General features: G+C 69.1%; 20 protein-coding genes and 5 tRNA genes. 10 read left to right on the top strand and 15 right to left on the bottom strand.

Annotated features, from left to right (window positions below; genetic code table 11):
* Positions 1 to 47: 47 nt before the first annotated feature.
* The 9 genes from JGU66_26595 to JGU66_26555 all read right to left on the bottom strand — a co-directional run bounded on the left by JGU66_26595 (position 48) and on the right by JGU66_26555 (position 4922).
* Positions 48 to 123 (bottom strand) — tRNA-Thr (locus JGU66_26595).
* Between the two features lie 21 nt (positions 124 to 144).
* A tRNA-Gly gene (locus JGU66_26590) sits at positions 145 to 220 on the bottom strand.
* Between the two features lie 9 nt (positions 221 to 229).
* Positions 230 to 313, bottom strand: a tRNA-Tyr gene (locus JGU66_26585).
* 85 nt (positions 314 to 398) lie between these two features.
* Positions 399 to 471: transfer RNA gene (locus JGU66_26580), tRNA-Thr, on the bottom strand.
* Positions 472 to 577: 106 nt separating this feature from the next.
* Positions 578 to 1408 (bottom strand): 23S rRNA (guanosine(2251)-2'-O)-methyltransferase RlmB, encoded by an 831-nt coding sequence (gene rlmB / locus JGU66_26575; protein ID MBJ6764357.1) that lies wholly within the window; start codon positions 1406 to 1408, stop codon positions 578 to 580.
* 3 nt (positions 1409 to 1411) lie between these two features.
* On the bottom strand, positions 1412 to 1858 hold the full coding sequence (locus tag JGU66_26570; protein ID MBJ6764356.1) for a hypothetical protein: 447 nt from the start codon (positions 1856 to 1858) through the stop codon (positions 1412 to 1414).
* 67 nt (positions 1859 to 1925) lie between these two features.
* Entirely contained in the window at positions 1926 to 2900 is a 975-nt protein-coding gene (locus JGU66_26565) for a RimK family alpha-L-glutamate ligase (protein ID MBJ6764355.1), read from the bottom strand.
* 78 nt (positions 2901 to 2978) lie between these two features.
* Positions 2979 to 4286, bottom strand: coding sequence for an adventurous gliding motility lipoprotein CglB (cglB, locus tag JGU66_26560; GenBank protein ID MBJ6764354.1), 1308 nt, complete (start codon positions 4284 to 4286; stop codon positions 2979 to 2981).
* A 243-nt stretch (positions 4287 to 4529) separates the two neighbouring features.
* Positions 4530 to 4922, bottom strand: a complete 393-nt coding sequence (locus JGU66_26555; protein MBJ6764353.1) for a DsrE family protein — start codon at positions 4920 to 4922, stop codon at positions 4530 to 4532.
* Between the two features lie 82 nt (positions 4923 to 5004).
* Between JGU66_26555 and JGU66_26550 the strand changes: the two genes are divergently transcribed.
* The 4 genes from JGU66_26550 (at position 5005) to hrpB (ending at position 10199) form a co-directional block, all read left to right on the top strand.
* On the top strand, positions 5005 to 5652 hold the full coding sequence (locus tag JGU66_26550; protein MBJ6764352.1) for a HEAT repeat domain-containing protein: 648 nt from the start codon (positions 5005 to 5007) through the stop codon (positions 5650 to 5652).
* A 69-nt stretch (positions 5653 to 5721) separates the two neighbouring features.
* A complete protein-coding gene (locus JGU66_26545) occupies positions 5722 to 6417 on the top strand; it encodes a haloacid dehalogenase-like hydrolase (GenBank protein MBJ6764351.1) in 696 nt (231 codons plus the stop codon).
* Positions 6418 to 6457: 40 nt separating this feature from the next.
* A complete protein-coding gene (locus tag JGU66_26540) occupies positions 6458 to 7594 on the top strand; it encodes a hypothetical protein (protein MBJ6764350.1) in 1137 nt (378 codons plus the stop codon).
* A gap of 40 nt (positions 7595 to 7634) precedes the next feature.
* A complete protein-coding gene (gene hrpB, locus JGU66_26535) occupies positions 7635 to 10199 on the top strand; it encodes an ATP-dependent helicase HrpB (GenBank protein MBJ6764349.1) in 2565 nt (854 codons plus the stop codon).
* 14 nt (positions 10200 to 10213) lie between these two features.
* Here the strand turns inward: hrpB and JGU66_26530 are convergent, their stop codons facing one another.
* Positions 10214 to 10693 carry a GNAT family N-acetyltransferase gene (locus JGU66_26530; GenBank protein MBJ6764348.1) on the bottom strand — a complete coding sequence of 160 codons (480 nt, stop codon included), beginning with the start codon at positions 10691 to 10693 and terminating at the stop codon, positions 10214 to 10216.
* Positions 10694 to 10880: 187 nt separating this feature from the next.
* Between JGU66_26530 and JGU66_26525 the strand changes: the two genes are divergently transcribed.
* Both JGU66_26525 and JGU66_26520 read left to right on the top strand, forming a co-directional pair.
* On the top strand, positions 10881 to 11933 hold the full coding sequence (locus tag JGU66_26525; protein MBJ6764347.1) for a hypothetical protein: 1053 nt from the start codon (positions 10881 to 10883) through the stop codon (positions 11931 to 11933).
* A 119-nt stretch (positions 11934 to 12052) separates the two neighbouring features.
* The gene (locus tag JGU66_26520) at positions 12053 to 12856 is read left to right on the top strand and encodes a hypothetical protein (GenBank protein ID MBJ6764346.1); all 804 of its coding nucleotides are present in this window, start codon (positions 12053 to 12055) and stop codon (positions 12854 to 12856) included.
* An 86-nt stretch (positions 12857 to 12942) separates the two neighbouring features.
* On the opposite strand, the gene JGU66_26515 is transcribed toward JGU66_26520, so the two are convergent.
* The 4 genes from JGU66_26515 to JGU66_26500 form a co-directional block, all read right to left on the bottom strand.
* Complete coding sequence (locus JGU66_26515) at positions 12943 to 13278, bottom strand: ferredoxin family protein (GenBank protein ID MBJ6764345.1); 336 nt, start codon at positions 13276 to 13278, stop codon at positions 12943 to 12945.
* 112 nt (positions 13279 to 13390) lie between these two features.
* Positions 13391 to 14479: an aspartate-semialdehyde dehydrogenase gene (gene asd, locus JGU66_26510; protein ID MBJ6764344.1), complete on the bottom strand. Its 1089-nt coding sequence runs from the start codon at positions 14477 to 14479 to the stop codon at positions 13391 to 13393.
* A 69-nt stretch (positions 14480 to 14548) separates the two neighbouring features.
* The gene (locus JGU66_26505) at positions 14549 to 14899 is read right to left on the bottom strand and encodes a rhodanese-like domain-containing protein (GenBank protein ID MBJ6764343.1); all 351 of its coding nucleotides are present in this window, start codon (positions 14897 to 14899) and stop codon (positions 14549 to 14551) included.
* A 105-nt stretch (positions 14900 to 15004) separates the two neighbouring features.
* Complete coding sequence (locus JGU66_26500) at positions 15005 to 16156, bottom strand: acyl-CoA dehydrogenase family protein (GenBank protein ID MBJ6764342.1); 1152 nt, start codon at positions 16154 to 16156, stop codon at positions 15005 to 15007.
* Positions 16157 to 16292: 136 nt separating this feature from the next.
* Here JGU66_26500 and JGU66_26495 point away from each other — a divergent pair.
* From JGU66_26495 to JGU66_26480, 4 genes are all read left to right on the top strand, one after another.
* A tRNA-Cys gene (locus JGU66_26495) sits at positions 16293 to 16364 on the top strand.
* A gap of 94 nt (positions 16365 to 16458) precedes the next feature.
* Positions 16459 to 18240 carry a SpoIID/LytB domain-containing protein gene (locus JGU66_26490; GenBank protein MBJ6764341.1) on the top strand — a complete coding sequence of 594 codons (1782 nt, stop codon included), beginning with the start codon at positions 16459 to 16461 and terminating at the stop codon, positions 18238 to 18240.
* A gap of 123 nt (positions 18241 to 18363) precedes the next feature.
* Positions 18364 to 19614, top strand: coding sequence for an energy transducer TonB (locus tag JGU66_26485; GenBank protein ID MBJ6764340.1), 1251 nt, complete (start codon positions 18364 to 18366; stop codon positions 19612 to 19614).
* Positions 19615 to 19693: 79 nt separating this feature from the next.
* Entirely contained in the window at positions 19694 to 20605 is a 912-nt protein-coding gene (locus tag JGU66_26480) for a cation transporter (protein ID MBJ6764339.1), read from the top strand.
* A gap of 79 nt (positions 20606 to 20684) precedes the next feature.
* Here the strand turns inward: JGU66_26480 and gcvP are convergent, their stop codons facing one another.
* Entirely contained in the window at positions 20685 to 23585 is a 2901-nt protein-coding gene (gene gcvP / locus JGU66_26475) for an aminomethyl-transferring glycine dehydrogenase (GenBank protein ID MBJ6764338.1), read from the bottom strand.
* Positions 23586 to 23599: the final 14 nt, after the last annotated feature.

Genomic DNA, 23599 nt, shown 5'->3' with positions numbered 1-23599 from the left:
GAAGGCTACGATCGAACTTTTCCTTGGACATGACACTCCTCGAAAAATGGAGCCCTGAACCAGGATTGAACTGGTGACCTCATCCTTACCAAGGATGCGCTCTGCCAACTGAGCTATCAGGGCTTGGCGATTCACTACAACGATTGGAGCGGGAAATGGGATTCGAACCCACGACATTCAGCTTGGAAGGCTGACGCTCTACCAACTGAGCTATTCCCGCGTTGCCGAGTGGAGGGAGATGGATTCGAACCATCGAAGGCGTAGAGCCGGCAGATTTACAGTCTGCTCCCTTTGGCCGCTTGGGTATCCCTCCAGATATTCCCTTGTCCCTACATACATCAGATGCTGCCAACTTCACCCACACAACTCGGGCCCTTGTCCGCGGCCCCGTCCTGCTTGGCCGGCGGCGGGACTTGAACCCGCGACCTACTGATTACAAATCAGTTGCTCTACCGACTGAGCTACACCGGCATTCGTCCAGCAACCGCTCCGCCGCCCTACCCTGTTCCGCAAGCTCCGTCAACCACCCGGCACCGGCGTGCGAGGCGCGCCCTTTTAGAAGTCCCCATCGCTCAAGTCAAGGAGATTGATCCTTGCCGCGAGCTTGGGAGCGAGGGCCGCTCCGCTGACGCGCGACCTCGTATAGCAGAATCGCGGCGGAAACCGACGCATTGAGTGAACCGACTTGGCCCGCCATGGGGATCCGAAGCCGGAAATCGCAGTGTTTGAGGACGCCGTCCCGCACGCCCGCGCCCTCCGCGCCCACGACGAGCGCCAGCGGGCCGTCCAGCCGAGCGGTCCAAAGGGATTCAGTGCCCCCCACGTCCGCGGCCGCCACCCAGAGCCCAGCAGCCTTCAGCTCTTCCAGCGCACGGGAGACATTGGTGACACGCGCGACGGGGCAATGCTCAACCGCTCCCGCTGAGGCCTTCGCCACCGTTCCCGTCACCTGCACCGCTCGGTCCTTGGCGATGACGACGCCATGGGCGCCCAGCGCATAGGCGGACCGGATGATGGCGCCCAGGTTGTGCGGATCCTGAACGCCGTCCAGCACGACCACGAGGGGCGGCTGCCCCTTCTGCTTGGCGGCCTCCAGCACGTCTTCCAGCTCCACGTAGCGGAAGCCACGCAGCTCGGCGAGCACGCCTTGGTGCACGCCCCCGTCCGCCATGGAGGCCAGGCGCTCGCGTGGGACTCGCTCAACCCGAATGCCCGCATCACGCGCCCGGCTCAGGAGTTCACCCGCCGCGCGGTCGCCCACCTGTCCCTCGACGATGTAGAGACGATCCACCTCGTCTGGACGCGCCCGAAGGGCCTCCAGCACGGGGTTCACGCCATACACCTGGCGCTGCGACTCGTTGCCGCCGCGCTCCCGCTCACCACGACCCTTGGACGGACGCTCGCGCATGCCCTACTGAACCTCGACTGGAACGGAGATCGTCTTCTGCTGCTTGGCGCAGATCTTCTCGGTGCAGATGAAGAAGGTCAGCTTGGCGTCCACCGAGCCCTTGCCGGCAGCACCCGCCGTGAACGGCACCTCGAAGCGCGGATCCACGAACTGCGCGCCCGCGGGCTTCTTCGCCACCGAGTCCTCGCGGATCAGCTTCTCCTTCGCGAGCGTGACCTGGGTCCCCTTCACTTCAAGCTTCAAGGGAGCGTCCTCGGAGACGTGCGAGCCGCCCTTCGTCTTGATGGCCAGGACGAACGTGCCGCTCTGCCCCGCCTTCACCTGGGCCGACGAGCCCGCGGTGCTGATCTCGTAGAAGCTGGTGGGGTCCACGTCCTGGGCGAGCGCGGGTGCGAAGGCCAGCGCCACCCAGAGGGCGGCCACGGAAGAGAGGCGTTGGATGCGCGACATGGTTCGTCTCCTGGTCTGCGGGTGCTCCGTATCACGAGGCATGGGACGGCAGGCGAGCCGATTCTCTTCAGCCACCACCCGACCCTGCCTTGGGAGGCCGTCCGGCCCCCTTTCGCCCAGGAAGGAGCAGCGGGGACACCTCGGGCTCAGGCAGGGACACGGGCGAGGCTCCGCCAATCAGCGCCTCCGTGCGCGCGATGATGGCGTCCGCCAGGTCCATGCCCGTGGCCACTTCCATCTCTGGCAGTGACGGCGAGCTGTTCACCTCGAACACCTTGGGCTCGCCCTGGACGTCCAGCATGTCCACGGCAGCCACCTCCAGCCCCACCAGTCGAGCAGCCTTCTCTGCGATGGCTCGCTGCCCGGGCGACAGCTCGAGCGCTTCGAGCCGTGCCCCCTTGTTGAGCGTATGGGACAGGCGCCCCGGCCTCGGACGCCGGCGCACCGCGGCGACCGCGTTGCCACCGACCACCAGCACGCGAACATCCTGGCCCGTGCTCTTCACGTACTCCTGCATCACGAGGTTGTGCCCCAGCCCGAGCACCGCCTCCAAGGCCGCCTCCAGGGATTGAACGCTCTCGCAGACCATGACGCCGTGCTTCTCCTGGCCCTGGAGGAGCTTCACCAGCACGGGCACACCGCCCACGAGCCCCACCATCTCCTTGAGGTGGGCGGCATCGCGGGCCATCACCGTGGCGGGGATGCTGATGCCATGCGCTGACAGGAGCTGCAGCGAGCGCATCTTGTTGCGCGACTGCGCGATGGCCTGCGCGTGGTTGACGAGCGGGACTCGCGCGAGGCCGAACTGGTTCACCACCGCCAGCCCGTACGTGCTGATGGACAGGGCGATTCGCGGGATGACGCCATCCGTGGGGGCGAGCTTCTTCCGATCGTAGAAGAGCGTCGCGCTCCGGCCGTCCAGCAGCATCTGGACTCGCAGCGGATTGAGGACACGGACCCGATGCCCTCGTGCGCGCCCTGCCTCGACGAGCCGTCGAGTGGACGGGATGGAAGCAGCGCGCGAGAGGACAGTGATTTTCATGGGCGAGGCGGCGGAGCGGAGCGACGGTCCTATAGCCCTCGCTCCGCCTCGGGTAAAGCCACCCGCCCGACTCGCTGTCTAGTGCTTGCGGATCGCGCGCACTTCGACCGTCACCGGCGCTTCCGGACGCGAGGCCTTGAGCTGCTCGCAGGTGCTGCCCTTGAAGCTCACGCCATCCGCGGTCAGCTCCCACGTGTCAGCGCCCGAGGGGACACTCTTGTCGTTGACGTAGACGACGATGAGCTTGGGGTTCTCGGGGATCTCGTAGCTCTTCATCTTGAAGAGGCAGGGGTCCTGGATCACCAGCTTGTTGCTGATCGCCTCCAGCGCGGCCGCCAGCTCCTGCTGGTTGCCCGCCTGGTAGAAGTGACGGCGGCAGAAGCGCGTCGAGGGGTCGCAGGTGTCACCCGCGCCGCAATCGGTCTGCTCGGTGGCCACCGCGCAGGGCTGGAACCGGGCGAACTCGCCAGCGTCCGACACCGCGTTCAGCACCTCCGTGCCAGCGCCGTTGTTCGTCTCGGCGCCGAAGCCGATGACGATCGTGCGGATTCCCTTGTCCTTGCGCAGCGCTCGCGCGGCCTGCACGGAGGCATCCATGTCCAGGCACCCCGCCTTGCGGTAGCTGCCCGAGCACTGGCTGGGGTTCTCGAACGTGCACCGGCACTCGGTGCTGGGCCCTTCGATGGCGTTGTTGAAGTTGCAGTTGGGCAGACCGTCCGTCAGCAGGATGACGAACTGATCGCGGTCATCCTTGTCCGCGGCGTTGAAGCTGGCGAGCCCACTGACGAACGTCAGGCTGCCGCTCGTGGGCGTACCACCCGCGGGCATCCCCGCGCCGGAGTTCGGGATGGACTGGATGAGGGTGTTGATGGTGCTCGCGTGCGCGAGCAGCGAGTCATCGTCCTCGCCGCTGGCCGGCAGGTCCTTGCGAACCGAGACGGCCGTCGCCGCGGCGCAGGACTCCGCCGCCGTCGGCGAGCTCGTGGAGTCGGGCGGCGGGACGGGATACGTGGTCAGGCCAAAGCGCAGGAGCTTGCCGCTGTTGGCCAGAAAGGGCCCCATGGCCGCCTGGAGATCAGACCACCGCGTCGGGCACTTGGAGGTGTCGCACGGGGTGTCCTTGCCACCACAGGTCGCGCCCGACGGCAGCTTGCACAGCGCGGACGACGGGTTCACCGGATCGGTCATCGAGCCGGACGTGTCCACGAGGAGCATGACGTTGGGCTTGCTGCGCTTGGCCTTGATCACATCCTCGACCGTCGTCTGAGCGATCGCGAGCGGATCCACGGGTTCGAAGTCGTACGTCTGGCAGCCAGCGAACAGCGTGCTTCCCATCACGACAATGCCGGCAAGCAGGGCGCTCAGGGGGGACTTGGTGGCGCGCATAAGCGTGCGTCTGTTCCTTCCGGCGGACTCGGCGCTCCGCACGGTGTGGGGTTTCCAATGAGGGGACTGCGGAACTGCGTGCAGGCAGAGTAGCGCGCGACTCGGGGCGGGCGCTACAGCCTCAGAGGCCCTCGTCCGAGGCGTTCGGTCAGGGGTGCCAAGTTGCAGCCGCAGCCGATGACGGGCGGCTGACACTGCGCCCTGCCCCACACTGCCCTCGTGCCCATGGGCAGGAACCCGGACCTAGAGCGCGAGCACGCGCGCGCCCTCCGTCAGACGCCACATCGACGCGAGGCCCATGACTTCATCCAAGGTGCCTTCCAGCTCCTGGGGAGTGAAGCCGCAGATGCGTACGGTCGTGTCGCACGCGATGAGCCGTGCACCGAGCGCCCGCGCCTCCTCCAGCATTCGCGCGGGAGCGGGGACGCCCAGACCTTCGGCGCGCGCGAGTTCGGTGCGCTCACGCTCACTGTGCGCGAGTCCGAAGCTTCCGCGCACCAGTTGACGAAGCGCCTCGAACGCGAAGACGACATACACCTCGTCCCCCATCGCGGCGGCGGTGATTCCCATGGAGGCCGCCTGGAAGGCGGGTTCGTAGCTGGCGTGTTGAAGAAAGAAGAAGACGCGTCCGGCCATGGCGCAGGCACAATACCGGGATCGAGTCCCGAGGGGCAGGCGACGTATAACCCGGGACATCGCTTCGACCGGGGAGCTCCGCATGCTGATACCGCCACTCCTCTCGTCCCCTCGCCTTCGCTCACGCGCTTCTCTTGCGCGCGGGTGGCTCGTGGGGTCCGCGCTGGGCGTGTTCGCCGTGGGCGGACTGGCCTCCGAGGCCGCACTCGCGCCCGTGCCACATCCCGCCTCCGTGGTCGATGACGCCTCAGCCGAGCGTGGATTGCGCGACCGGGTCCTCGGGCTCTTGGAGCACAGCCCTCTCGAAGAGGCGGCCCGTGAGCAGTGGCATGATCTCGGGACGGGCGCCGTCCCCATCCTCGCCGAACTCGCGAAGAGCCATGCGGTCCCCAGTGAGCGGCGCGCGCTCGCCGTGGCGTCCCTGGCCGTCGTGGCACCTCCCCAGGGTGCGGACACGATTGGGGCGCTCTTGGCGGATCTCCAGGCTCCGCCCGAGGTTCGAGCGAGCGCCGCGGCCGCTTTGGGACGAAGCCTGGGCTTGGAGGCCACCTCGCCGCTCCTCGCCCAGTTGCAGGATCGAGACGCGCAGGTGCGGGCGGCCGTGGCGCAGGCACTCGGCCGGCTGGGGGGGCAGGAGGTCCGGCAGGCCCTGGAGGACCGGGTCGCCCTGGAGGAGAGCGCTCAGGTCCGAGAGGCCCTGCAGCGCAGCCTCACGCTGACCGAGCCCTGAAGCCCCTGGACGACGGCTGGATACGCGCGGGGCTCGCGTCGGCCTGGGGCTTCCGTTAGATGGGGGGCCATGCGTCCCACCGTTCTCCTCTTCGACATCGACGGAACCCTGGTCACCACTGGCGGCGCTGGACGGCGCTCGATGGAGATGGCCTTCGAGAAGCTCCACGGCCGCCGCGATGCCTGCGACTCCTTCAGCATGTCGGGCATGACCGACCGGGCCATCGTCCGCAAGGCGCTGGGCATCATCGGCGCCCCCGTCTTCGAGGAGGCCATCTCGGCCGTCGTCGACAGCTACGTCGCGCACCTCTCCGAGGAGGTCCACAAGGTGGATGACTCGGCGTTCCGCGTGCACCCCGGCATGCGGGAGGCCGTCCACGCGGCGCGGGCTCGCGCTGGCTTCGCGGTGGGACTGGGCACTGGCAACGTGCGCCCGGGGGCCCGGGTCAAGCTGGAGCGCGTGCGCATCCATGACCAGTTCTCCTTCGGTGGCTTCGGCTGCGACCATGAGGACCGCGTGGAGCTCATCCGGGCCGGGGCCATGGCGGGCGCCGCGCAGCTCGGAGTTCCCTTCACCGAGTGCCGCGTCGTCATCATCGGAGACACGCCCAAGGACGTGCATGCCGCCAAGGGCATCGGCGCCGAGTGCATTGGCGTGGGCACGGGCAACTTCACCGCCGCGCAGCTTCGCGAAGCCGGAGCCGAGTGGGCGTTCGCGGACTTCTCCGAGCCCGCCGCGCTGAGCGCCCTGCTCGATGGACGCTGAAGGTGTGCTATCTCCCGCCGCCCCGCCCAGGAGTCCGCTGATGTCTTCGACGCTCGAGTCCTATGAGCTGATCCGATTCGCCGAGGCCTTCGAGGCCCGGCTCGTGACCGCCGAAGAGATGCTCGCTGGCAGGTCGGGACTCGACGAGGAGAAGCAGTGGCTGGCGACCGCGCTGGAGCGGCTGCGGGTCGCTCGACAGCCCGCGCCCGCGATGCTCGCGCGTGTGAAGGACCTGCCCGAGTTGGAGGAGGCACGCGAGGAGTACACGTTCGATCAGCAGGGGCGCTGGGTCGACACGCTGGAAAAGCTCCACGCGGGGATTACCTTCACCGCCAGCAGCCGGGCCCCCGTCATCGAGGCGCTGTTTCCGCACCTCAAGTTCCCGCAGCTCCGTCGCGCCCCCCGCGAGGCCGTCACCGAGTTCGCCACGTCCTACGAGCGTCGGATGAAGAGCGCGTACGTCACGCGCATCTTCGCGCGCGAGGACTTCGCGATGGTGCGCCCCGTGGTGGAGCAGGTCGTCGTCGCGCATGGCGCATGGCTCGCGAGTCTCACGCCCACGCCCATCGGCGAGGCGCAGGAGGCCGAGCTTCGCGAGGACCTGGTCTCGCTCGGGAGGCGGCTGGAGCAGGTGCTGAGGCAGGGGCGACTGCTCGCCGAGGCCGCGCTCGTGCCCGTGCCGGGCCTCTTCGAGGCCGCCGGTCTCACGCTCAAGCCTCGCAAGCGCGCTGGCCGTGGGCTCGCGCTCACCTCCGAAGAGGGCGTCGCGGGGTTCCTCGATGGAGATCCGGATGCGGACGGCGAGGCTCCGCTTCTCTCGGAGGACGGAGATCCACTCGCGGCCGAGGCGTCCCTCCCCGAGGAAGAGACGAGTCCCGCCGAGGCCCCGTCGGCAACGCCCGATGCATTGACCGGCGCGGAGACCGAGGCGCCTTCTCTCGAGGAAGCGCCCCAGGAGTCCTCGGCCAGCGAGGCGAGCCCGTCGCCTGATGCTGGCGACGGCGCGGCAGCGACCGTGGATCCTGCCCCGCCTGCCCGTCGTGGGCGGCCGAAGAAGGCCGTGGCTTCCGACGCAGCTCCCGCCTCCAGTCCCGAGCCCACGAGCGAGGCGGAGGCCCCTCGCCGAGGTCGCCGCAAGAAGGCGGGCCCGACGACGCCCGAGACTGAAGCGCCCTGAGTTCCACCGTCCCCCAAGTCGCGTAGCCCGAGGCCCTGTCATGGCGGACGTCGCCCTTCCCATCGATCCGCTGCTGCCGGAGATCGTCGCCACGCTGCGTGGCAATCGGTCGCTCGTGCTGGAGGCTGCCCCCGGCGCGGGCAAGACGACGCGCGTTCCTCGCGCGCTCCTGGAGGCCGGGCTCGGAGGCGGCAAGGAGATCATCGTCCTCCAGCCCCGACGGCTTCCCACTCGGCTCGCCGCGCAGCGCGTCTCCGAGGAGATGGGTGAGCGCGTGGGCGAGACGGTGGGCTACCAGGTCCGTTTCGAGGACGTGCGCGGGCCGAAGACCCGTCTGTCCTTCGTCACCGAGGGAGTGCTCGGCCGGCGACTCCTGTCCGACAAGACGCTGCGCGACGTGGGCATCGTCGTGCTCGATGAGTTCCACGAGCGACACCTGTCCGCGGACATCTCGCTCGCGATGCTCCGCCAGTTGCAAGAGACCGCGCGCCCCGACCTCAAGCTCGTCGTCATGTCCGCGACGCTGGAGGCCGAGCCCGTCCGGGCGTTCCTCGGTGGAGCCCCCTCGCTCAAGTCCGAGGGCCGTCGCTTCGATGTCGCCATCGAGTACCTGCCCACGCCTGACGAACGTCACCTGGATCAGCAGGTCCTCTCCGCCCTCAAGCGACTCTTCACCCAGGGCGTGGAGGGCGATGTGCTCGTCTTCCTCCCCGGCGCCGGGGAGATCCGCCGCGCGAAGGAGACGTGCGCCGAGTTCGCCGAGCGACACGGCGCCGAGTTGCTGCCACTGCACGGTGACCTCTCACCCGCCGAGCAGGATCGCGCCGTGCGGCGCAGCACGCGCCGGAAGATCATCCTGTCCACCAACGTGGCCGAGACCTCCGTCACCATCGATGGCGTCGCGGTGGTCATCGACGCGGGGCTGGCTCGCGTCGCCTCGCACTCTCCGTGGTCAGGGCTTCCCCAACTCAAGCTCAGCAAGGTGAGCCGTGCCGCAGCCATCCAGCGTGCGGGACGCGCCGGCCGTACCCGCGCGGGCATGTGCCTGCGGCTCTACACCCAGCACGACTTCGACGGTCGGCCCGAGCAGGAAGCTCCGGAGATCCGCCGCACGGACCTCGCCGAGACCATCCTCGCCCTGCGCGCTTCGGGCGCGACGGACCTGAGCAAGTTCCCGTTCTTCGAGCCTCCGCCCGCCGCGGCCCTCGATGCCGCGGAACTCTTGCTTCGCCGGCTCGGCGCCGTGGATGCCTCCGGTCGCGTGACCGACGTGGGCCAGCGGCTGCTTCGCTTCCCGGTCCACCCTCGCCAGGCGCGCGTCATCGTCGAGGGCGAGCGCCGAGGGGTGGGCGCGGACGCCGCCGTGCTCGCCGCGCTGATGGGCGAGCGCGACATCCGCCGAGAGGCCCGAGCCAATCTGGGTGGAGGCGCGCGCGGCTCGGCGATCGTCAGTGGCCCGTCCGACCTCTTGGAGCTGCTCGAGCGCTTTCGCGAGGCGGAACGCGCGAGCTTCGCGTCGGGGCGCATGCATTCGCTCTCGCTGGAGGCCGGGGCGGTGCAGTCCGTCGATCGGGTCCAGAAGCAGCTTCGTCGGCAGGTGCGTGAACAGGGCCGCCGCCCAGATACGGCTCAGGCCGCCGAAGAGGCGCTGATGCTCAGCGTCCTCGCGGGCTATCCGGATCGCGTAGCGCGCAGACGACGGGCCCGCGCTCCGGAGTTGGTGATGTTCGGCGGCGGCAGCACCACGCTTTCAGAGTTGAGCGTCGTGCAGGACGCAGAGCTGATGGTCGCGGTCGACGCCGAGGAGCGACCCGGCCGCGGCGCCCTGGTTCGGCTGGCCAGCGCCATCGAGCCACTCTGGCTCCTGGACCTCTACCCCGACACCATCGAGGAAGCGGACACACTCCAGTGGAACCCCGAATCGCGGCGCGTCGAGCGCCTCACGCGACTCGCCTACGGGAACCTGGTGTTGGAGGAGACACGCACACCCGCGCCCCCTTCCGAGGAGGCAGCCAAGGTCCTGGCTGGAGCCGCGCTCGCGGCGGGCCCGGAGCGCTTCGCCGATCCCGCCGCCCTGGAGCAGTGGCGCACCCGCGTGCAGTTGCTGGCGCAGGCCTTCCCCGAGGCGGGCTTCCCCACGGTGGACGCGACGCTCATGCGCGATGCGCTCGCGTCGCTGTGCGTGGGGGCTCGCAGCTTCGCCGACCTGGACGGCGTCTCCTTGCTGGACGCGCTCTACGCGCGGCTCACGTCGGAGCAGCAGCGCCTGCTGGCCAACCATGCCCCCGAGCGCGTCACCCTGCCCGGAGGTCGCGGCGTCCAGGTGCACTACGAGCCCAACAAGCCGCCCTGGGTCGAGTCACGGCTCCAGGACTTCTTCGGCATGGCGCAGGGGCCTAGCGTGTGCGCGGGGCGGGTGCCGCTCGTGCTGCACCTGCTAGCGCCCAACATGCGCGCGGTGCAGGTCACCACCGACCTGGCGGGCTTCTGGGAGCGGCACTACCCCGCGCTGCGCAAGGAGCTGGGGCGAAGGTATCCACGGCACTCGTGGCCGGAGGATCCGCGCCACGCGCAGCCGCCCGCGCCCCGACCTCCGAGGCGCTGAGCCGCGCGCGGCGACTAGAGGCGCTTGTGCATCTCCAGGTGGTCGATGCCGCCCTCCTGGAACACGGGGCCGAGCGCCTCGTAGCCATGGCGCTTGTAGAACTCGAGCGCGTAGAGCTGCGCGTGCAGCATCACGCCGCCGACGCCCCGGTTGCGGGCCTCGTTCTCCAGCATGATGAGGAGCTTGGAGCCGACATGAGCCTTGCGGTGCGACTGGAGCACGGCCATGCGGCCAATCTGCCCCCACTTGCCCTGCATGCCAGGAGGCGGCTCCGGCATCATCACGAGGCGTCCCGTGCCGATGGCGTGACCTCCCTGGTAGGCGAGCACGTGGAACGCGTTCGCGTCCTCGGCATCGCGCTCGATGCCCTCGGGAACGTGCTGTTCCTCGATGAACACCACCTCGCGAATGGCGAGCGCCTGCATCAGTTCGGCCTCGTCCTTGACCTGGGCGATGGTAACGGGCGCCGGGGATGTCTCGGGAGGAGTCGCCATATCGGGGCCAAGGTACACAAAAGGCAGGGAGGTCAACAGGCGGAAAAACAGGGGGGCCGCCCAGGCCGCGCGGTCGCATGAAGGGCCAGCGTCCGCGCCTCGACCTCCAGGGTTGGACGTCTCGCGCCCCACGCGGCCCCTGCCCTACCGCTCGCCTCGTGGGGGGCCGTGCTAATGTCAGTCGGTGATGCGCCGCACTGCCCTCACTGCTCTCTGCCTCAGTCTGCTGTCCGCGACCGCCACCGCTCAGCCCGAGGTCTTCTTCGGCCCGGGAGAGCCACCCGAGTTCCGGGAGGCCGACATGGACAGGCGCTTCCTGCGCTCGCGCGTCAACCAAGCGCTCAACCAAGGGACCAGCGACGCGAACTGCGCGCAGCTCGTGGGGGCGCTCCTGACGATGTTGGGTGAGACCGCGCCGATGCTGCACAAGCGCGACGAGAACTTCTACGTGGATCCGATGCTGCTCCAGGCGCTGGGCTCACAGCTCTCCACGCCGCGCTTCCCCGCCAACCTGTACTTCGTGTCCATGGTGCGCCGGGTGCTCATCGACAAGAAGCTCCCCGATGAGTGGATGAAGACGGCGGAGGCGCTGGCCCCGTACTACCCCGCCATGGACCTGGACAAGCTGCGCTTCATCGCCACGGGCGTGAAGCCGGTGGACAGCTTCCTCTTCACCCTGCCCGCGCTGCGCGACCGCTACGAGGTGGAGGTGACGCGCGCCAACGCCACCGTCTCGGGCACGGCCGAGGCCCTCTTCCGCGACAACTACCTGGACCACGAGGTCGCGTTCGGAGGCCTGGAGTTCGTGGACGCCAAGCTGGAGAAGCCCAAGAAGAAGCGGCTCAAGAAGGGCGAGGAGCCGGAGGCCCCGGCGCTCGTGGCGCACCTGCTCTGGTACCTCCCGGTGCCGCCCGAGCAGCGCTCGATGATCGTGCTCGACTACGGGAAGCCCAAGAAGCGTCCGTCGGTGACCATCACGGCGCGGCTCCTGGATTCGCAGTTCCTCGATCTGTCCCGCGTGCCCAAGGGCTCTCGGCTGCTCGCGCGCGGACGGCTCTGGGAGTTCAAGAAGGCCGTCACCGACGTGGAGCTCCGTGATGCGCTGCTCTTCCTGGATCGCGACTGGTCGCAGGGCGCGAACCTCGCGGATCCGAACGCCGTGGCCGCCTGTCCGCTGGCGTTCAATGACTTGACCGGCCTCGCGCCGGTGCAGCCGGGCGGCTTCGGCAGCCGTCGCTGAGGCGCATCTCTCGGCGGGACGCCCGTCCCGCTGCGCGCACTCGCCGCCGCCTCGGTCCGTGGGGGCGTTCGTGGCACGTCACCTGCTCTGTCTCGTGCGCTCCCACCACGAGGCATGACATGAAGGTCGAAGGCCCCGACGCCCCCTCTCGCGAGTCCGCAACGAACTCCGAGCGCTTCCGCGAAGTGCTCCAGCGCGCCGACCCGCGCCGTCCCCCTCTTCCACGAGCGCCCTCGCCGCCCGGCGACGCCTCGATGCGTGGGCTCAAGAAACCGGACAGTGCTCCACCTCGCGCCCTGGCACCGGCCATCGCCAGGCCCATCGGAACACTCGTCGCGACCCAGCGGAGCGCGTTCGCGCTCGGGAGCACCGCGGCGCTTGGACAGGCCCGGCAGTCAATGCACGTCGAGGCCCATCGATTGAGCACGGTGCGCGGCGAGGCACACGTGGCGGGTCAACAGCACAGCGACCAGCGCCTTTCGGAGTTCATCGAGAAAGAGCTGCGGCGAGCTCTTCCTGAGTCCCCGGCCCTCCGAAACCCGAGCCCACGCGGCGATGGGGACGCGTCCACTCACACCAGTCCGGCCCCGGTGCGCCCGCCATCAAGCGAGGTCCCCGTCACAGCCGCGAACAAGGCGCCTTCGACGCAAGCGGAGGCGGTCATCGAGGCGCCCACTCGGGCCGAAGCCGCCCTCGCGTTGATTGAGCGAATCGAGGTCCTCGTGAAGGCCCAGCGGCCCGCACTCAGCCTCAGCTTGCGAGGCGCGATGGAAGCCACCGTCGAGGTGCAGCGAACGGGCCCTCGAGAAATCTCGCTCCACATCCAGGGACGCCAACGTCCCCTGGCGGATGAGGACCTCTCGCGTCTGACGACCGCGCTGGAAGCACGCGGCTTGCGGCTGTGCACGGTGCGCTCGGCGTGAGCAGCCGAGACGTGAGCCCACAATGAGCAAGGCCCTCGCACCGTGGGGCGCAAGGGCCTTTGTTTGGAACCTCGAAGGAAGGTCGCTCAGTGACCCGGCTTCGGATCCAGCTCGGAGCGCTTGCCTTCCTTGGTCTTGAAGTCCTCGGCCTCGGGCAGCGCGTCCTTCTTCTCGGTGATGTTGGGCCACGAGCCCGAGAAGTCGGCGTTGAGCTTCTTGTACTCCCCCCACTTCGCGGGCAGCTCCGTCTCCGGGAAGATGGCCTTGGTGGGGCACACCGGCTCGCAGGCGCCGCAGTCAATGCACTCGTCCGGGTGGATTACCAGGAAGTTGGCACCCTCATAGAAGCAGTTGACCGGGCACACCTCGACACAGTCGGTGTACTTGCACTTGATGCATGGCTCGGCGACGACGTAGGCCATTGAGAACTCCTCTTAAAAGCGGATTACAGCGCGTCCGTAGGCGCGCAGATTAGACCGTTTGCACTGAGGCTGACACCCGGAATCTGGGGGGCGAGCCATGCACGCGACTCGCTCAGCCCAGCAATCCCTGGGCACGCAGCATTTCGGCGGCGAGGATGGCGCCGCAGGCGGCACCCATCTTCGTGTTGTGGGAGACGAGCACGTACTTGATGCCGTTCTCCAGCACACCATCTTCGCGCACGCGCCCGACGCTGGTGGTCATGCCACCGTACACGTCGCGGTCCAACCGGGGCTGGGGGCGGAACGGGTCATCGTGGACATGGATCCAGCGCGGCGGCGCGGAAGGCAGGTCGCGCGACACCTCCACGCCCTTCCACTCGCGCATGGCCTGGACGACCTCTTCGACGCTCGCCTTCTTCCCGAGCGAGACGAAGACAGACTCGGTGTGGCCCTCGAGCACGGCCACGCGGGTGCACGTGCAGGAGACGCGCACGTCGTGCGGCGACAGCGCGGCACCATCCGGACGCAGCGCTCCGAGGATCTTCTTCGTCTCCACCTCGACCTTCCCCTCCTCCTTCGGGATGTAGGGGATGACGTTGTCGAGGATGTCCATGCCGATGACACCCGGGGAGCGACCGGCGCCCGAGATCGCCTGGAGGCTGGTCATCAACACGGCCTTCACGCCGAAGCGCTCGATGAGCGGCGCGAGCGTGACGGCCAGACCCGTGGTGGTGCAGTTGGGCATCGGCGCGATGAAGCCCTTCCAGCCGCGGCGCTTCTGCTGCTCGCGGATCAGGGGCGCGTGCGCGGCGTTGATGGGCGGCAGCAGCAGCGGCACGTCGTCGTCGTAGCGGAACGCGCTCGCGGCGGAGATGACCGGGATGTCCCGGGCGAGGCGCGGCTCCAGCTCCCGAGCGACATCTGCCTCGACGGCGGAGAAGGCGAGGTCGAAGTCCTTCGCCTGGACCGCGTCACCGCTCATGACCTTCATGCCCGCGATCTCGGGCGACAACGGCTCGGAGATGAACCACGCCGTCATCCCGTTGGCGGTGCGCAGCGCCTCCACGTATGTCTTCCCCGCGGAGCGCGGGGACGCGGCGAGGCCCGCAAGCTCGATGAAGGGGTGGTTCTTCAGGCCAGCGATGAACTGCTGACCCGCGAGTCCGGTGGCGCCAATGAGGACAGCGCGCAGCTTGGCCATGTTCAGGGTTCTCCAGGGGGGGCGGTCGGCCGCTGCATACACCCTTTCACGACGCGCTGCATCCGCTCGTCACGGATGCGCGGAGGAAGACGCGGCCGGGTGGCGCTCGGTGGGGTAGCCGGCGCCCATCCACGCCAGCAGTCCTCCCGACAGACACACCGCGTCGCGACCACGGGCGCGCAGCAATCGACAGAGTTCCCAGGTATCCGCGCCATCCTCGGCGCAGCCACAGAGGACGATGAGCTCGTCGTCCGGGAGGATCTCCAGATCGACGGCAATCTCCGCGGCGGTCATCCGCAGCGCGCCGGGAATCTGGGACTCGAAGCGAGCCCAGTCCTCCGCGCCTCGGCAGTCGAGGACGAGGACGTCCTCGTCCCCGAGGCGGGCATACAACTCGTCGATGATGATGGTGGGCTCCACGAAGCCTCCGCGTGGTGTCATCCCTCGCGGAGCAACCCGGAGCGTCGGTCCTTTGTTCCTGTCCGCCCGCCTGCCCGTCCCACCCCCGAGGGCGGGAGGCGCGCCTCAGAGGCCGAGCTGCTTGGCGATGATCTCGTTCATCACCTCGCTCGTTCCTCCGCCAATGGGCCCCAGCCGCGCATCCCGCCAGTGACGCTGGATGTCGTACTCCATCATGTAGCCGGCGCCTCCGTGCAGTTGGAGACACTCGTCGGCCACGCGACAGCACGTCTCGGTGGCGACCTTCTTCGCCATGGACGTCTGCGCCACGGCGTACTCGCCGGCGAGGTGAAGTCGAAGCGCATGGTAGGTGAGCTGGCGCGCGCACTCCCTGGAGGTGAACAGCTCCGCGAGCTTGTGGCGCACCACCTGGAAGCCGCTGAGCGTCTGGCCAAAGGCACGCCGCTGCTTCACGTGCTCCAGCGCGGTCTCCAGCATGTCGTCCATGGCGCCCACCGCGCCCAGGGCGAGGGACAGGCGCTCCCACTGGAAGTTGCCGATGATCTGCGAGAAGCCCTGCCCCTCGACGCCCAGCAGGTTCTCGGCGGGCACGCGGCACTCCTCGAAGAAGAGCTCGGCGGTGTCCGAGGCCCGCCACCCCAGCTTCTGGAGCTTCCGCCCCACGGAGAAGCCGGGCGTCCCCTTCTCCACCACCACCATGGACAGGCCCTTGTGCCCACGCGAGGGATCCGTCTTGACCGCGAGGACGACGAAGTCCGCGCGCACGCCGTTGGTGATGTACGTCTTCGAGCCGTTGATGACGTAGTGGTCGCCGTCCCGGTGCGCGGTGGTGCGGATGCCCGCCACGTCCGAGCCCGCGTCCGGCTCGGTGATGCCCAGCGCCCCGACCTTCTCGCCTCGGATGGCAGGCGCCAGCCAGCGGTGCTTCTGGGCCTCGGTGCCAAACAGGTGCAGCGGTCCGGTCGAAATCGTGAACTGCGCGCCGAGCCCCGCGGACACGCCGCCCGAGCCGCACCGGCCCAGCTCCTCCAGCAGCACCGCCTCGTAGAGTTCGCCCGCGGCCGAGCCACCGTAGGCCTCGGGGTACTTCAGCCCCAGGAAGCCCAGCTCGCCGAAGCGACGGAACAGCTCGCGGGGAAACTCCTCCTTCGCCTCCCACTCCTGCGCGAAGGGCCGCAGCTCCTTCTCCACCACTGCGCGCACGGTGCGACGAAAGGCCTCGTGCTCTTCCTGGAACAATCCCTGCCCGTGCAGCATCGCGGTCCCTTTCCCGGGTGGACGCGAGCCTCGCGCCCGCTCCCCATGGTACCGGGGCCAGGCCCGCACCCGGACGCAGTTGCTTCCTTGACCCGATGGTGGGGGGCTGCGTATAAAGCCGGCCCCACCGACTCATGGCGCCATAGCCAAGTGGTAAGGCAAGGGTCTGCAAAACCCTCATTCCCCGGTTCGAATCCGGGTGGCGCCTTCCGACCCGGCCCGATGCGGACTTCCAAGCCGCATCGGGCCGTTGTCGTTTCCGAGCCTGCCTGTCCGTGACGCCTGGACCCGTGGGGGCTACGGTGTCGCCCCCCGTGAGAACCGCCGGCCCACTCCTGCTCGTCCTGTTGTTCGCCGCCTGCGCCACGCCGCGGCCGGCGCCCGTTCCCGAAGCTCCAACGCCCGCGCCCCTCCCTGCTCCCCAGGCGCAGCCCCCCGTGGCCGAGCAAGCTCCCGAGCCCAGCCCGCCGGCGCCGGAAGCGCAGCCCCCCGCCCCCGAGCCCGCGCAGGACCTGTCCCTGGGACTGCCGGGGCCCATGGAACTCAAGCGCCTGGACTTCCGCGGCGGTGAGCCGCGCGTCCCCGTGAAGCTGATGGAGGGACGCAGTGAGGTGACGTTCTCGCCGCGCAGTCGGATGCGGCTGCGCTTCGGAGGCCCGGAGGACAAGGTGCTGGATGCGCCCGCTGGGACGCGATGGTCGGTCCGGGCGACGCAAGGGGAACCCGCGAAGGTCACCGCGCGCGTGCAGCTGGGCGAGTTCCGATTCTCGGACAAGGAGGGGCTGGCGGCGATGCAGGCCGAGTGGCGCGCGCGCGGGCTGGCGGTCCGCACGCATGTGCTCGGCTCGGTGTACGGCATCGCGGGCAAGGTCATCGACAACCGGCGCTACCTGCTGCTCACGGAGGAGGCCCTCTCCTCCGAGGCCGCGGCCGAGCGGCAGGCGGAGCTGCTGCGTCGCTACGCCACCCGGACCGTCCTGTTCGAAGAGGTGCACCGCCCGGCGCGCGCCATCCTCGAGGTGAAGGACGAGCAAGGCAACGTGGTGGGGCTGGCGCAGGACCGCCTGGACGCGGAGACGCCCGACGGCGAGGGCTTCGACGTGCGGCAGGTGGAGTACGGCGTGGGCTACGACTTCCACGCCTTCGAGGACCGCAGCTTCCGGGGCGCGCTCCAGTTCGTGGTGGACCGCGAGGGCAAGCTGGCCGTGGTCAACGTGGTGCCGCTGGAGGACCTGCTCAAGGGGCTGGTGCCCTCGGAGATCTTCGCCCGCGCGCACCCGGAGGCGCTCAAGGCCCAGGCCGTCACCGCGCGGGGCGAGGTGCTGGCGAAGGTGGGCATCAAGCACCTGGCGGATCCGTACCTGCTCTGCTCGGAGCAGCACTGCGCGGTGTACCGCGGGCGCACGGGCGAGGCGGCCAGCACCACGGCGGCCGTGGAGGCCACGCGGGGCGAGGCCCTGTTCAGCGCGGAGGGCCGGCTGGTGGACTCGGTGTACAGCGCCGTGTGCGGTGGACACACCGAGGACAACGACGTGGTGTGGGGCGGCCCTCCGGATCCCAGCCTGCGCGGCCGACCGGACGTGCTCGGGCCCATGGAGGGACGCCCGACGCCCGCTTCACTGGGGGCGTGGCTGTCCGCGACCGACCTGCCCACCGCGTGCCGACTGTCCAGCTTCGCGCAGCCCAGCAAGTACCGCTGGGAAAAGCGCTTCTCCGCGGCGCAAATGGACGCCCTCACGGAGCGGCTGGGCGTGGGGCCGGTGCGGGCCCTCGGACTTTCCGAGCGCGGCGTGTCCGGCCGGGCGCGCGTGCTGACCGTGGCGGGCGCGCGGGGCACCACGCAGGTGCGCGGCGAGCTGAACATCCGCCGGCTGCTGGGGATGCTCAACAGCACCATGGCCACGGTGGAGGAGGAGCGAGGCGCCGAGGGCCAGCTGACGGGGTGGCTGTTCCGCGGCGGAGGATGGGGACACGGCGTGGGGATGTGCCAGACTGGGGCCATTGGCCGGGCAGAGGCCGGGCAGCGCTACCGGGACATCCTGCGCCACTACTTCAACGGGGCCGAGGTCGCCCCCATCTATTGATTTCATCTGATTTCATCGGGACGGCTCGCGCGCCCTCAGGATTCGCGCGGCGCTGACCCCATCGCGTGTCGTCGGGCGCACGTTCGGGCATAGCGCGCCGGCTCGGAGGTTTATCATCCCACCGTGGCCCAGGGTTCATCGACAGATTGGCGCGAGCGCCGCAGGCGGAGGAACTCGAACCGGTTCCTGCTGTCGCTCCTCCTGGCACTGCTGGGCCACGTCGCGTTCGTGGGCCTGCTCGTGCTGCTGTCGTACGTGCAGGTGAACCTGCCGGCGAGCGAGCGGGCGACCGTGCGGCGTCCCACCTCCGTGAACGTCCGTCCCCTCACCTCCAGCGAGTGGGCGAAGAACCGGGGGCAGACGTCGCCCCAGTCGCAGGTGGCGGAGCGGCCTCGCTCCCAGACGAAGAAGGACGAGAAGAAGCCCGACGAGGACACGAAGCCCAAGGGCCAGGTCGTGGACACCGCGCCGGGCAACGAGCAGCGGCCCGACGACGCGAAGTACCTGGCGGAGCACGACAACACCGTCAAGAAGGAGACGCGCTCCCGCGAGCAGACGCCCTTCTACCGGAACGCCATGCCCCAGCGCACGGCGCCGCAGGAGCAGAAGGGCCTGCCCCAGGAGCAGATGCAGGCCCCGCGCCTCAGTGGAAACAACGGCCTGGGCTCGGATGACCGTCCCCTGGCCAAAGGTGGCCGCAAGCCCACCTTCGAGGTTCCCGACACGCGCCGCAAGCAAGAGGTGGCGGTGAAGACGGACCCCACCTCGCCGGGCCCCGGCGTCACGGTGGAGAACCAGAACGGCAGCGACGCGATGGTGGGCAACGCCAAGCGCCTGCGCATCCAGGCCGGTGAGGGCGAGGACAACCAGGAGGGTTCGCAGGGGCGGCTCGGCTCGCCGGGCATGCAGGCGCTGATGCCGTCACAGGCGGCCATGGACCGCGTGATTGGAGCGGCCCCCAACGACAACCTGCGCGACGTGGACGAGGGCGACGGCACGATGCTCAACACGCGCGAGTGGAAGTACGCGAGCTTCTTCAACCGCGTGAAGCAGAGCGTGGGGATGCACTGGAACCCCAACCAGCAGATGCAGATGCGCGATCCGACGGGAAACACCTACTCGGGCAAGGATCGCTACACGCTCTTGAGCATCACCCTGGACGAGAAGGGCCAGGTGAAGGACATCCAGGTGGACAAGAGCAGCGGCCTGGAGTTCCTGGACATGGAGGCCGTGTCCTCGTTCAAGCGGGCGCAGCCCTTCCCCAACCCGCCGTCGGGCCTGCTGGGCCAGGACGCGACGGTGCGCTTCCAGTTCGGATTCTTCCTCGAGATGGGCGGCGGCCCGCGCATGCGCCTCTTCCGCGAGCCCAACTGAAGCGAGAGCCCAACTGAGTCCGCGCGCCGCGTGACTTTGCCCTTCGCGCCAGCGCCGCGACGGCACTAGCGTCACGGGCGTGAACACCCCCGCGACAGACCGCACCCTCGCGCTCCAGGAGCGCAATCGGAACGTCCGCATCGTCCTGCTGGCCATCCTCGTGGCCAACTGGATTGTCGCCGCCGCCAAGCTCGGCTTCGGCCTGCTGTCGCAATCCGCCTCCGTCACCGCGGACGGACTGCACTCGTTCATCGACGGCGGCTCGAACGTGCTGGGCCTCGTCGCCATGTGGGTTGCCTCGCGGCCCGCGGACGAGGACCACCCCTACGGGCACGGCAAGTTCGAGGCGCTCGCGTCGCTGGGCATCGGCGCGATGATTGGCATCGGCATGCTGGAGCTGGGGCGCATGGCGCTCGACTCGCTGCTCCATGACCGACATCCGCAGGTGACGGGCCTCATGGCCGGAGTGATGGCCGCGACGCTCGTCATCAACCTGGTGGTGACGCGCGTGGAGCGGCACTACGGCGAGAAGTACAAGAGCGCCCTGCTGCTCGCGGACGCGAGCCACACCCTGTCCGATGTGTTCGTCACCATCGCGGTGCTCATCTCCCTGGGCCTGGTGTGGCTGGGCTACCCGCGCGCGGACGGAATCGTGGCGCTGGTGGTGATGGTCTTCGTGGCCTACGTGGCCTACGGCATCGTCCGCCAGGCGGTGGGCATCCTCTCGGACACGGTGCGGTTGGATCCGGCCGAGGTGACGCAGCACACGCTGTCCGTGGCCGGCGTGCGCTCGTGCCGCAACGTGCGCAGCCGCGGCATGGAGGACAGCGTCTACGTCGACCTGAAGATTGAAGTGGATCCGCACCTCACCACGGCCCAGGCCCACGAGGTGGCGGACCAGGTGGAAGAGAAGCTCCACGCCAACTACCCGCAGGTGGTGGACGTGGTGGTGCACGTGGAGCCCGCGCACGCCGCGGTGGCCGCTTCGTAGGCACAAGGCCCTTCAACACGAAGGCCGCCTCCCACGCGAGCGGGAGACGGCCCTCGTCACGTCACGGTGCGGACGGCGCTCAGGCGCCCTTGGGCTCCGGCGTCATGTAGTCCTCCATGGGAGGGCACGAGCACACGAGCTTGCGGTCACCCAGCACGTTGTTCAGGCGGCCCACCGTGGGCCAGAACTTGTTGTCGCGCACCCACGGGGCCGGGAACACGGCCTGGTCGCGCGTGTACGGCCGGTTCCACTCCGGCGCGGTGAGGACGCGGGCCGTGTGCGGCGCGTTCTTCAGGACGTTGTTGTCCTTGGGCGCGCGGCCCTCCTCGATGTCCCGAATCTCCTGGCGGATGGAGATCATCGCGTCGCAGAAGCGATCCAGCTCGGCCTTGGACTCGCTCTCCGTCGGCTCGATCATCAGCGTGCCCGCCACGGGGAACGACACCGTGGGAGCGTGGAAGCCGTAGTCCATGAGGCGCTTGGCCACGTCCTCCACCTCGACGCCGGCCGTCTTCTTCAGGTGGCGCAGGTCCACGATGCACTCGTGCGCCACGCGGCTCTGCTTGCCCCGGTACAGCACCGGGTAGTGCGGCTGGAGTCGGTGGGCCACGTAGTTGGCGTTGAGGATGGCCATGCGCGTGGCCTGGGTGAGGCCCTCGCCGCCCATCATCTGCATGTACATCCACGAGATGAGCAGGATGCTGGCACTGCCCCACGGCGCCGCGGAGATGGCGCCGATGCCCTCCGCCCCGCCCGTCTGGATGACCGGGTGGCCGGGGAGGAACTTCACCAGGTGGCTCGCCACGCAGATGGGGCCCATGCCCGGGCCGCCACCGCCGTGCGGGATGCAGAACGTCTTGTGCAGGTTGATGTGGCACACGTCCGCGCCAATCAGGCCCGGCGCGGTGAGGCCCACCTGCGCGTTGAGGTTCGCGCCGTCCATGTACACCTGACCGCCGCGCTCGTGGACGATGGAGCAGATCTCCTTGATCTCCTCCTCGAACACGCCGTGGGTGGACGGGTACGTCACCATCAGCGCCGCGAGCTTGTCCTTGTGCGCGTCCGCCTTGGCGCGCAGGTCCGCCAGGTCGATGTTGCCGTTGTCATCGCACTTGGTGACGACGACCTGGTAGCCGGCCATCACCGCCGACGCGGGGTTGGTGCCGTGCGCCGAGGACGGGATGAGGCACACGTCGCGGTGCCCCTGCCCGCGCGCCTGGTGGTAGGCGCGGATGACGAGCAGGCCCGCGTACTCCCCCTGGCTGCCCGCGTTGGGCTGCAGCGACGTGCCCGCGAAGCCCGTCACCTGCGCGAGCGCGTGCTCCAGCTGCTCGAAGATGACCTTGTAGCCGGCCGCCTGCGACGTGGGCGCGAACGGGTGGAGCTTGCTGAACTGAGGCCACGTCACCGGGATCATCTCCGCGGTGGCGTTGAGCTTCATGGTGCAGCTGCCCAGCGGAATCATCGAGTGCGTCAGCGAGAGGTCCTTCGCCTCCAGCCGCTTGATGTACCGCAGCATCTCCGTCTCGGAGTGGTACGTGTTGAAGACAGGGTGCGTGAGGTACGCGCTCTTGCGCCGCAGGCCCGACTCGATCGGGCTCTCCAGCGCGGCGCCCACGTCCTCCAGGGACACCGAGGCGGACTTGCCCGTGCCCGTGACGAACGCGGCCAGGATCTCCTCCACGTCTGACGGACGCGTGGTCTCGTCCAGCGTCACGCCCACCGACTTGTCGTCGATGCGGCGGAAGTTCATCCGGCCCGCCTCGGCGGCCGCGAGCACGCCGCGGACCTGCGCGGGCGTCAGCTCCACGCGCAGCGTGTCGAAGAACTGCTCATGCCGCGGCTTCAGCCCCAGCTTCGTCAGGCCCGCCGCGAGCAACGCCGTGAGGCCGTGCACGCGCTCCGCGATGGACTTGAAGCCCTGGGGCCCATGGTAGACGGCGTACATGCCGGCCATGACCGCGAGCAGAACCTGCGCGGTGCAGATGTTGCTCGTCGCCTTCTCGCGGCGGATGTGCTGCTCGCGCGTCTGGAGCGCCATGCGCAGCGCGGGGCGGCCCTGCGCGTCCTCGGACACGCCGATGAGCCGGCCCGGCATGATGCGCGTGAAGGCGTTCTTCGTGGCGAAGTAGGCCGCGTGCGGACCGCCGTACCCCATGGGCACGCCCAGCCGCTGCGCGCTGCCCACCACCACGTCCGCGCCGAACTCGCCCGGCGGCGTCAGGAGCGCGAGGCTCAGCAGATCCGCCGCGACGATGAACATCGCGCCCGCCGCGTGCACCTTCTCACCGAACGCGCGGTAGTCATGCACCGCGCCGTCCGTGGCCGGGTACTGCACCAGCGCGCCCACGAAGGGCCGCGACGCCAGGTCCACCGTGCGGTGGTCCCCCACGACCACCTCGACGCCCAGCGGCTGGGCGCGGGTGCGCACGACATCGACCGTCTGTGGATGACAGGCCTCGGAGACGAAGAACGCCCCGCCCGCCACGTCGCCCTTGCCGTGCAGCGACAGGGACATGGCCTCGGCGGCGGCGGTGCCCTCGTCGAGCAGCGAGGCGTTGGCCACCTCCATGCCCGTCAGGTCCATCACCATCGTCTGGAAGTTGAGCAGCGCCTCCAGACGCCCCTGCGCGATCTCCGCCTGATAGGGCGTGTACTGGGTGTACCAGCCCGGGTTCTGGAAGATGTTGCGCAGGATGACGTTCGGGGTGTGGGTGTCGTGGTAGCCCATCCCGATGAACGACTTGAAGACCTGGTTCTTCGCGGCGATGCCCTCGAGCTGCGCGAGCACCTCGGACTCAGCACGCCCCGACGGCAACCGCAGCGGACCTGCCGCGCGGATGGCCGAAGGCACGGTCTGCTCGATGATGGCGTCAATCGAGTCCACGCCGAGCGTGGCCAGCATCTGCTGGAGCGCCCGGGCATCCGGACCGATGTGACGACCAGCGAAGGGCTCCTGGTACTTCCAATTCAAGGACATGGTGGGAAGGCTCG

It is taken from the genome of Myxococcaceae bacterium JPH2 (assembly GCA_016458225.1).
Lineage (GTDB): Bacteria > Myxococcota > Myxococcia > Myxococcales > Myxococcaceae > Citreicoccus.
This window is presented reverse-complemented; position numbering and strand designations above follow the sequence as displayed.

Bases quoted from the DNA above. Each gene is read 5' to 3' on its own strand.
- cglB (MBJ6764354.1), bottom strand. From the start codon at position 4,286: ATGCGCGCCACCAAGTCCCCCCTGAGCGCCCTGCTTGCCGGCATTGTC.
- asd (MBJ6764344.1), bottom strand. From the start codon at position 14,479: ATGGCCAAGCTGCGCGCTGTCCTCATTGGCGCCACCGGACTCGCGGGT.
- JGU66_26500 (MBJ6764342.1), bottom strand. From the start codon at position 16,156: ATGCTGCACGGGCAGGGATTGTTCCAGGAAGAGCACGAGGCCTTTCGT.
- JGU66_26570 (MBJ6764356.1), bottom strand. From the start codon at position 1,858: ATGTCGCGCATCCAACGCCTCTCTTCCGTGGCCGCCCTCTGGGTGGCG.
- gcvP (MBJ6764338.1), bottom strand. From the start codon at position 23,585: ATGTCCTTGAATTGGAAGTACCAGGAGCCCTTCGCTGGTCGTCACATC.
- JGU66_26515 (MBJ6764345.1), bottom strand. From the start codon at position 13,278: ATGGCCTACGTCGTCGCCGAGCCATGCATCAAGTGCAAGTACACCGAC.
- hrpB (MBJ6764349.1), top strand. From the start codon at position 7,635: ATGGCGGACGTCGCCCTTCCCATCGATCCGCTGCTGCCGGAGATCGTC.
- JGU66_26525 (MBJ6764347.1), top strand. From the start codon at position 10,881: ATGCGCCGCACTGCCCTCACTGCTCTCTGCCTCAGTCTGCTGTCCGCG.
- JGU66_26540 (MBJ6764350.1), top strand. From the start codon at position 6,458: ATGTCTTCGACGCTCGAGTCCTATGAGCTGATCCGATTCGCCGAGGCC.
- JGU66_26550 (MBJ6764352.1), top strand. From the start codon at position 5,005: ATGCTGATACCGCCACTCCTCTCGTCCCCTCGCCTTCGCTCACGCGCT.
- JGU66_26530 (MBJ6764348.1), bottom strand. From the start codon at position 10,693: ATGGCGACTCCTCCCGAGACATCCCCGGCGCCCGTTACCATCGCCCAG.
- rlmB (MBJ6764357.1), bottom strand. From the start codon at position 1,408: ATGCGCGAGCGTCCGTCCAAGGGTCGTGGTGAGCGGGAGCGCGGCGGC.
- JGU66_26520 (MBJ6764346.1), top strand. From the start codon at position 12,053: ATGAAGGTCGAAGGCCCCGACGCCCCCTCTCGCGAGTCCGCAACGAAC.
- JGU66_26545 (MBJ6764351.1), top strand. From the start codon at position 5,722: ATGCGTCCCACCGTTCTCCTCTTCGACATCGACGGAACCCTGGTCACC.
- JGU66_26555 (MBJ6764353.1), bottom strand. From the start codon at position 4,922: ATGGCCGGACGCGTCTTCTTCTTTCTTCAACACGCCAGCTACGAACCC.
- JGU66_26565 (MBJ6764355.1), bottom strand. From the start codon at position 2,900: ATGAAAATCACTGTCCTCTCGCGCGCTGCTTCCATCCCGTCCACTCGA.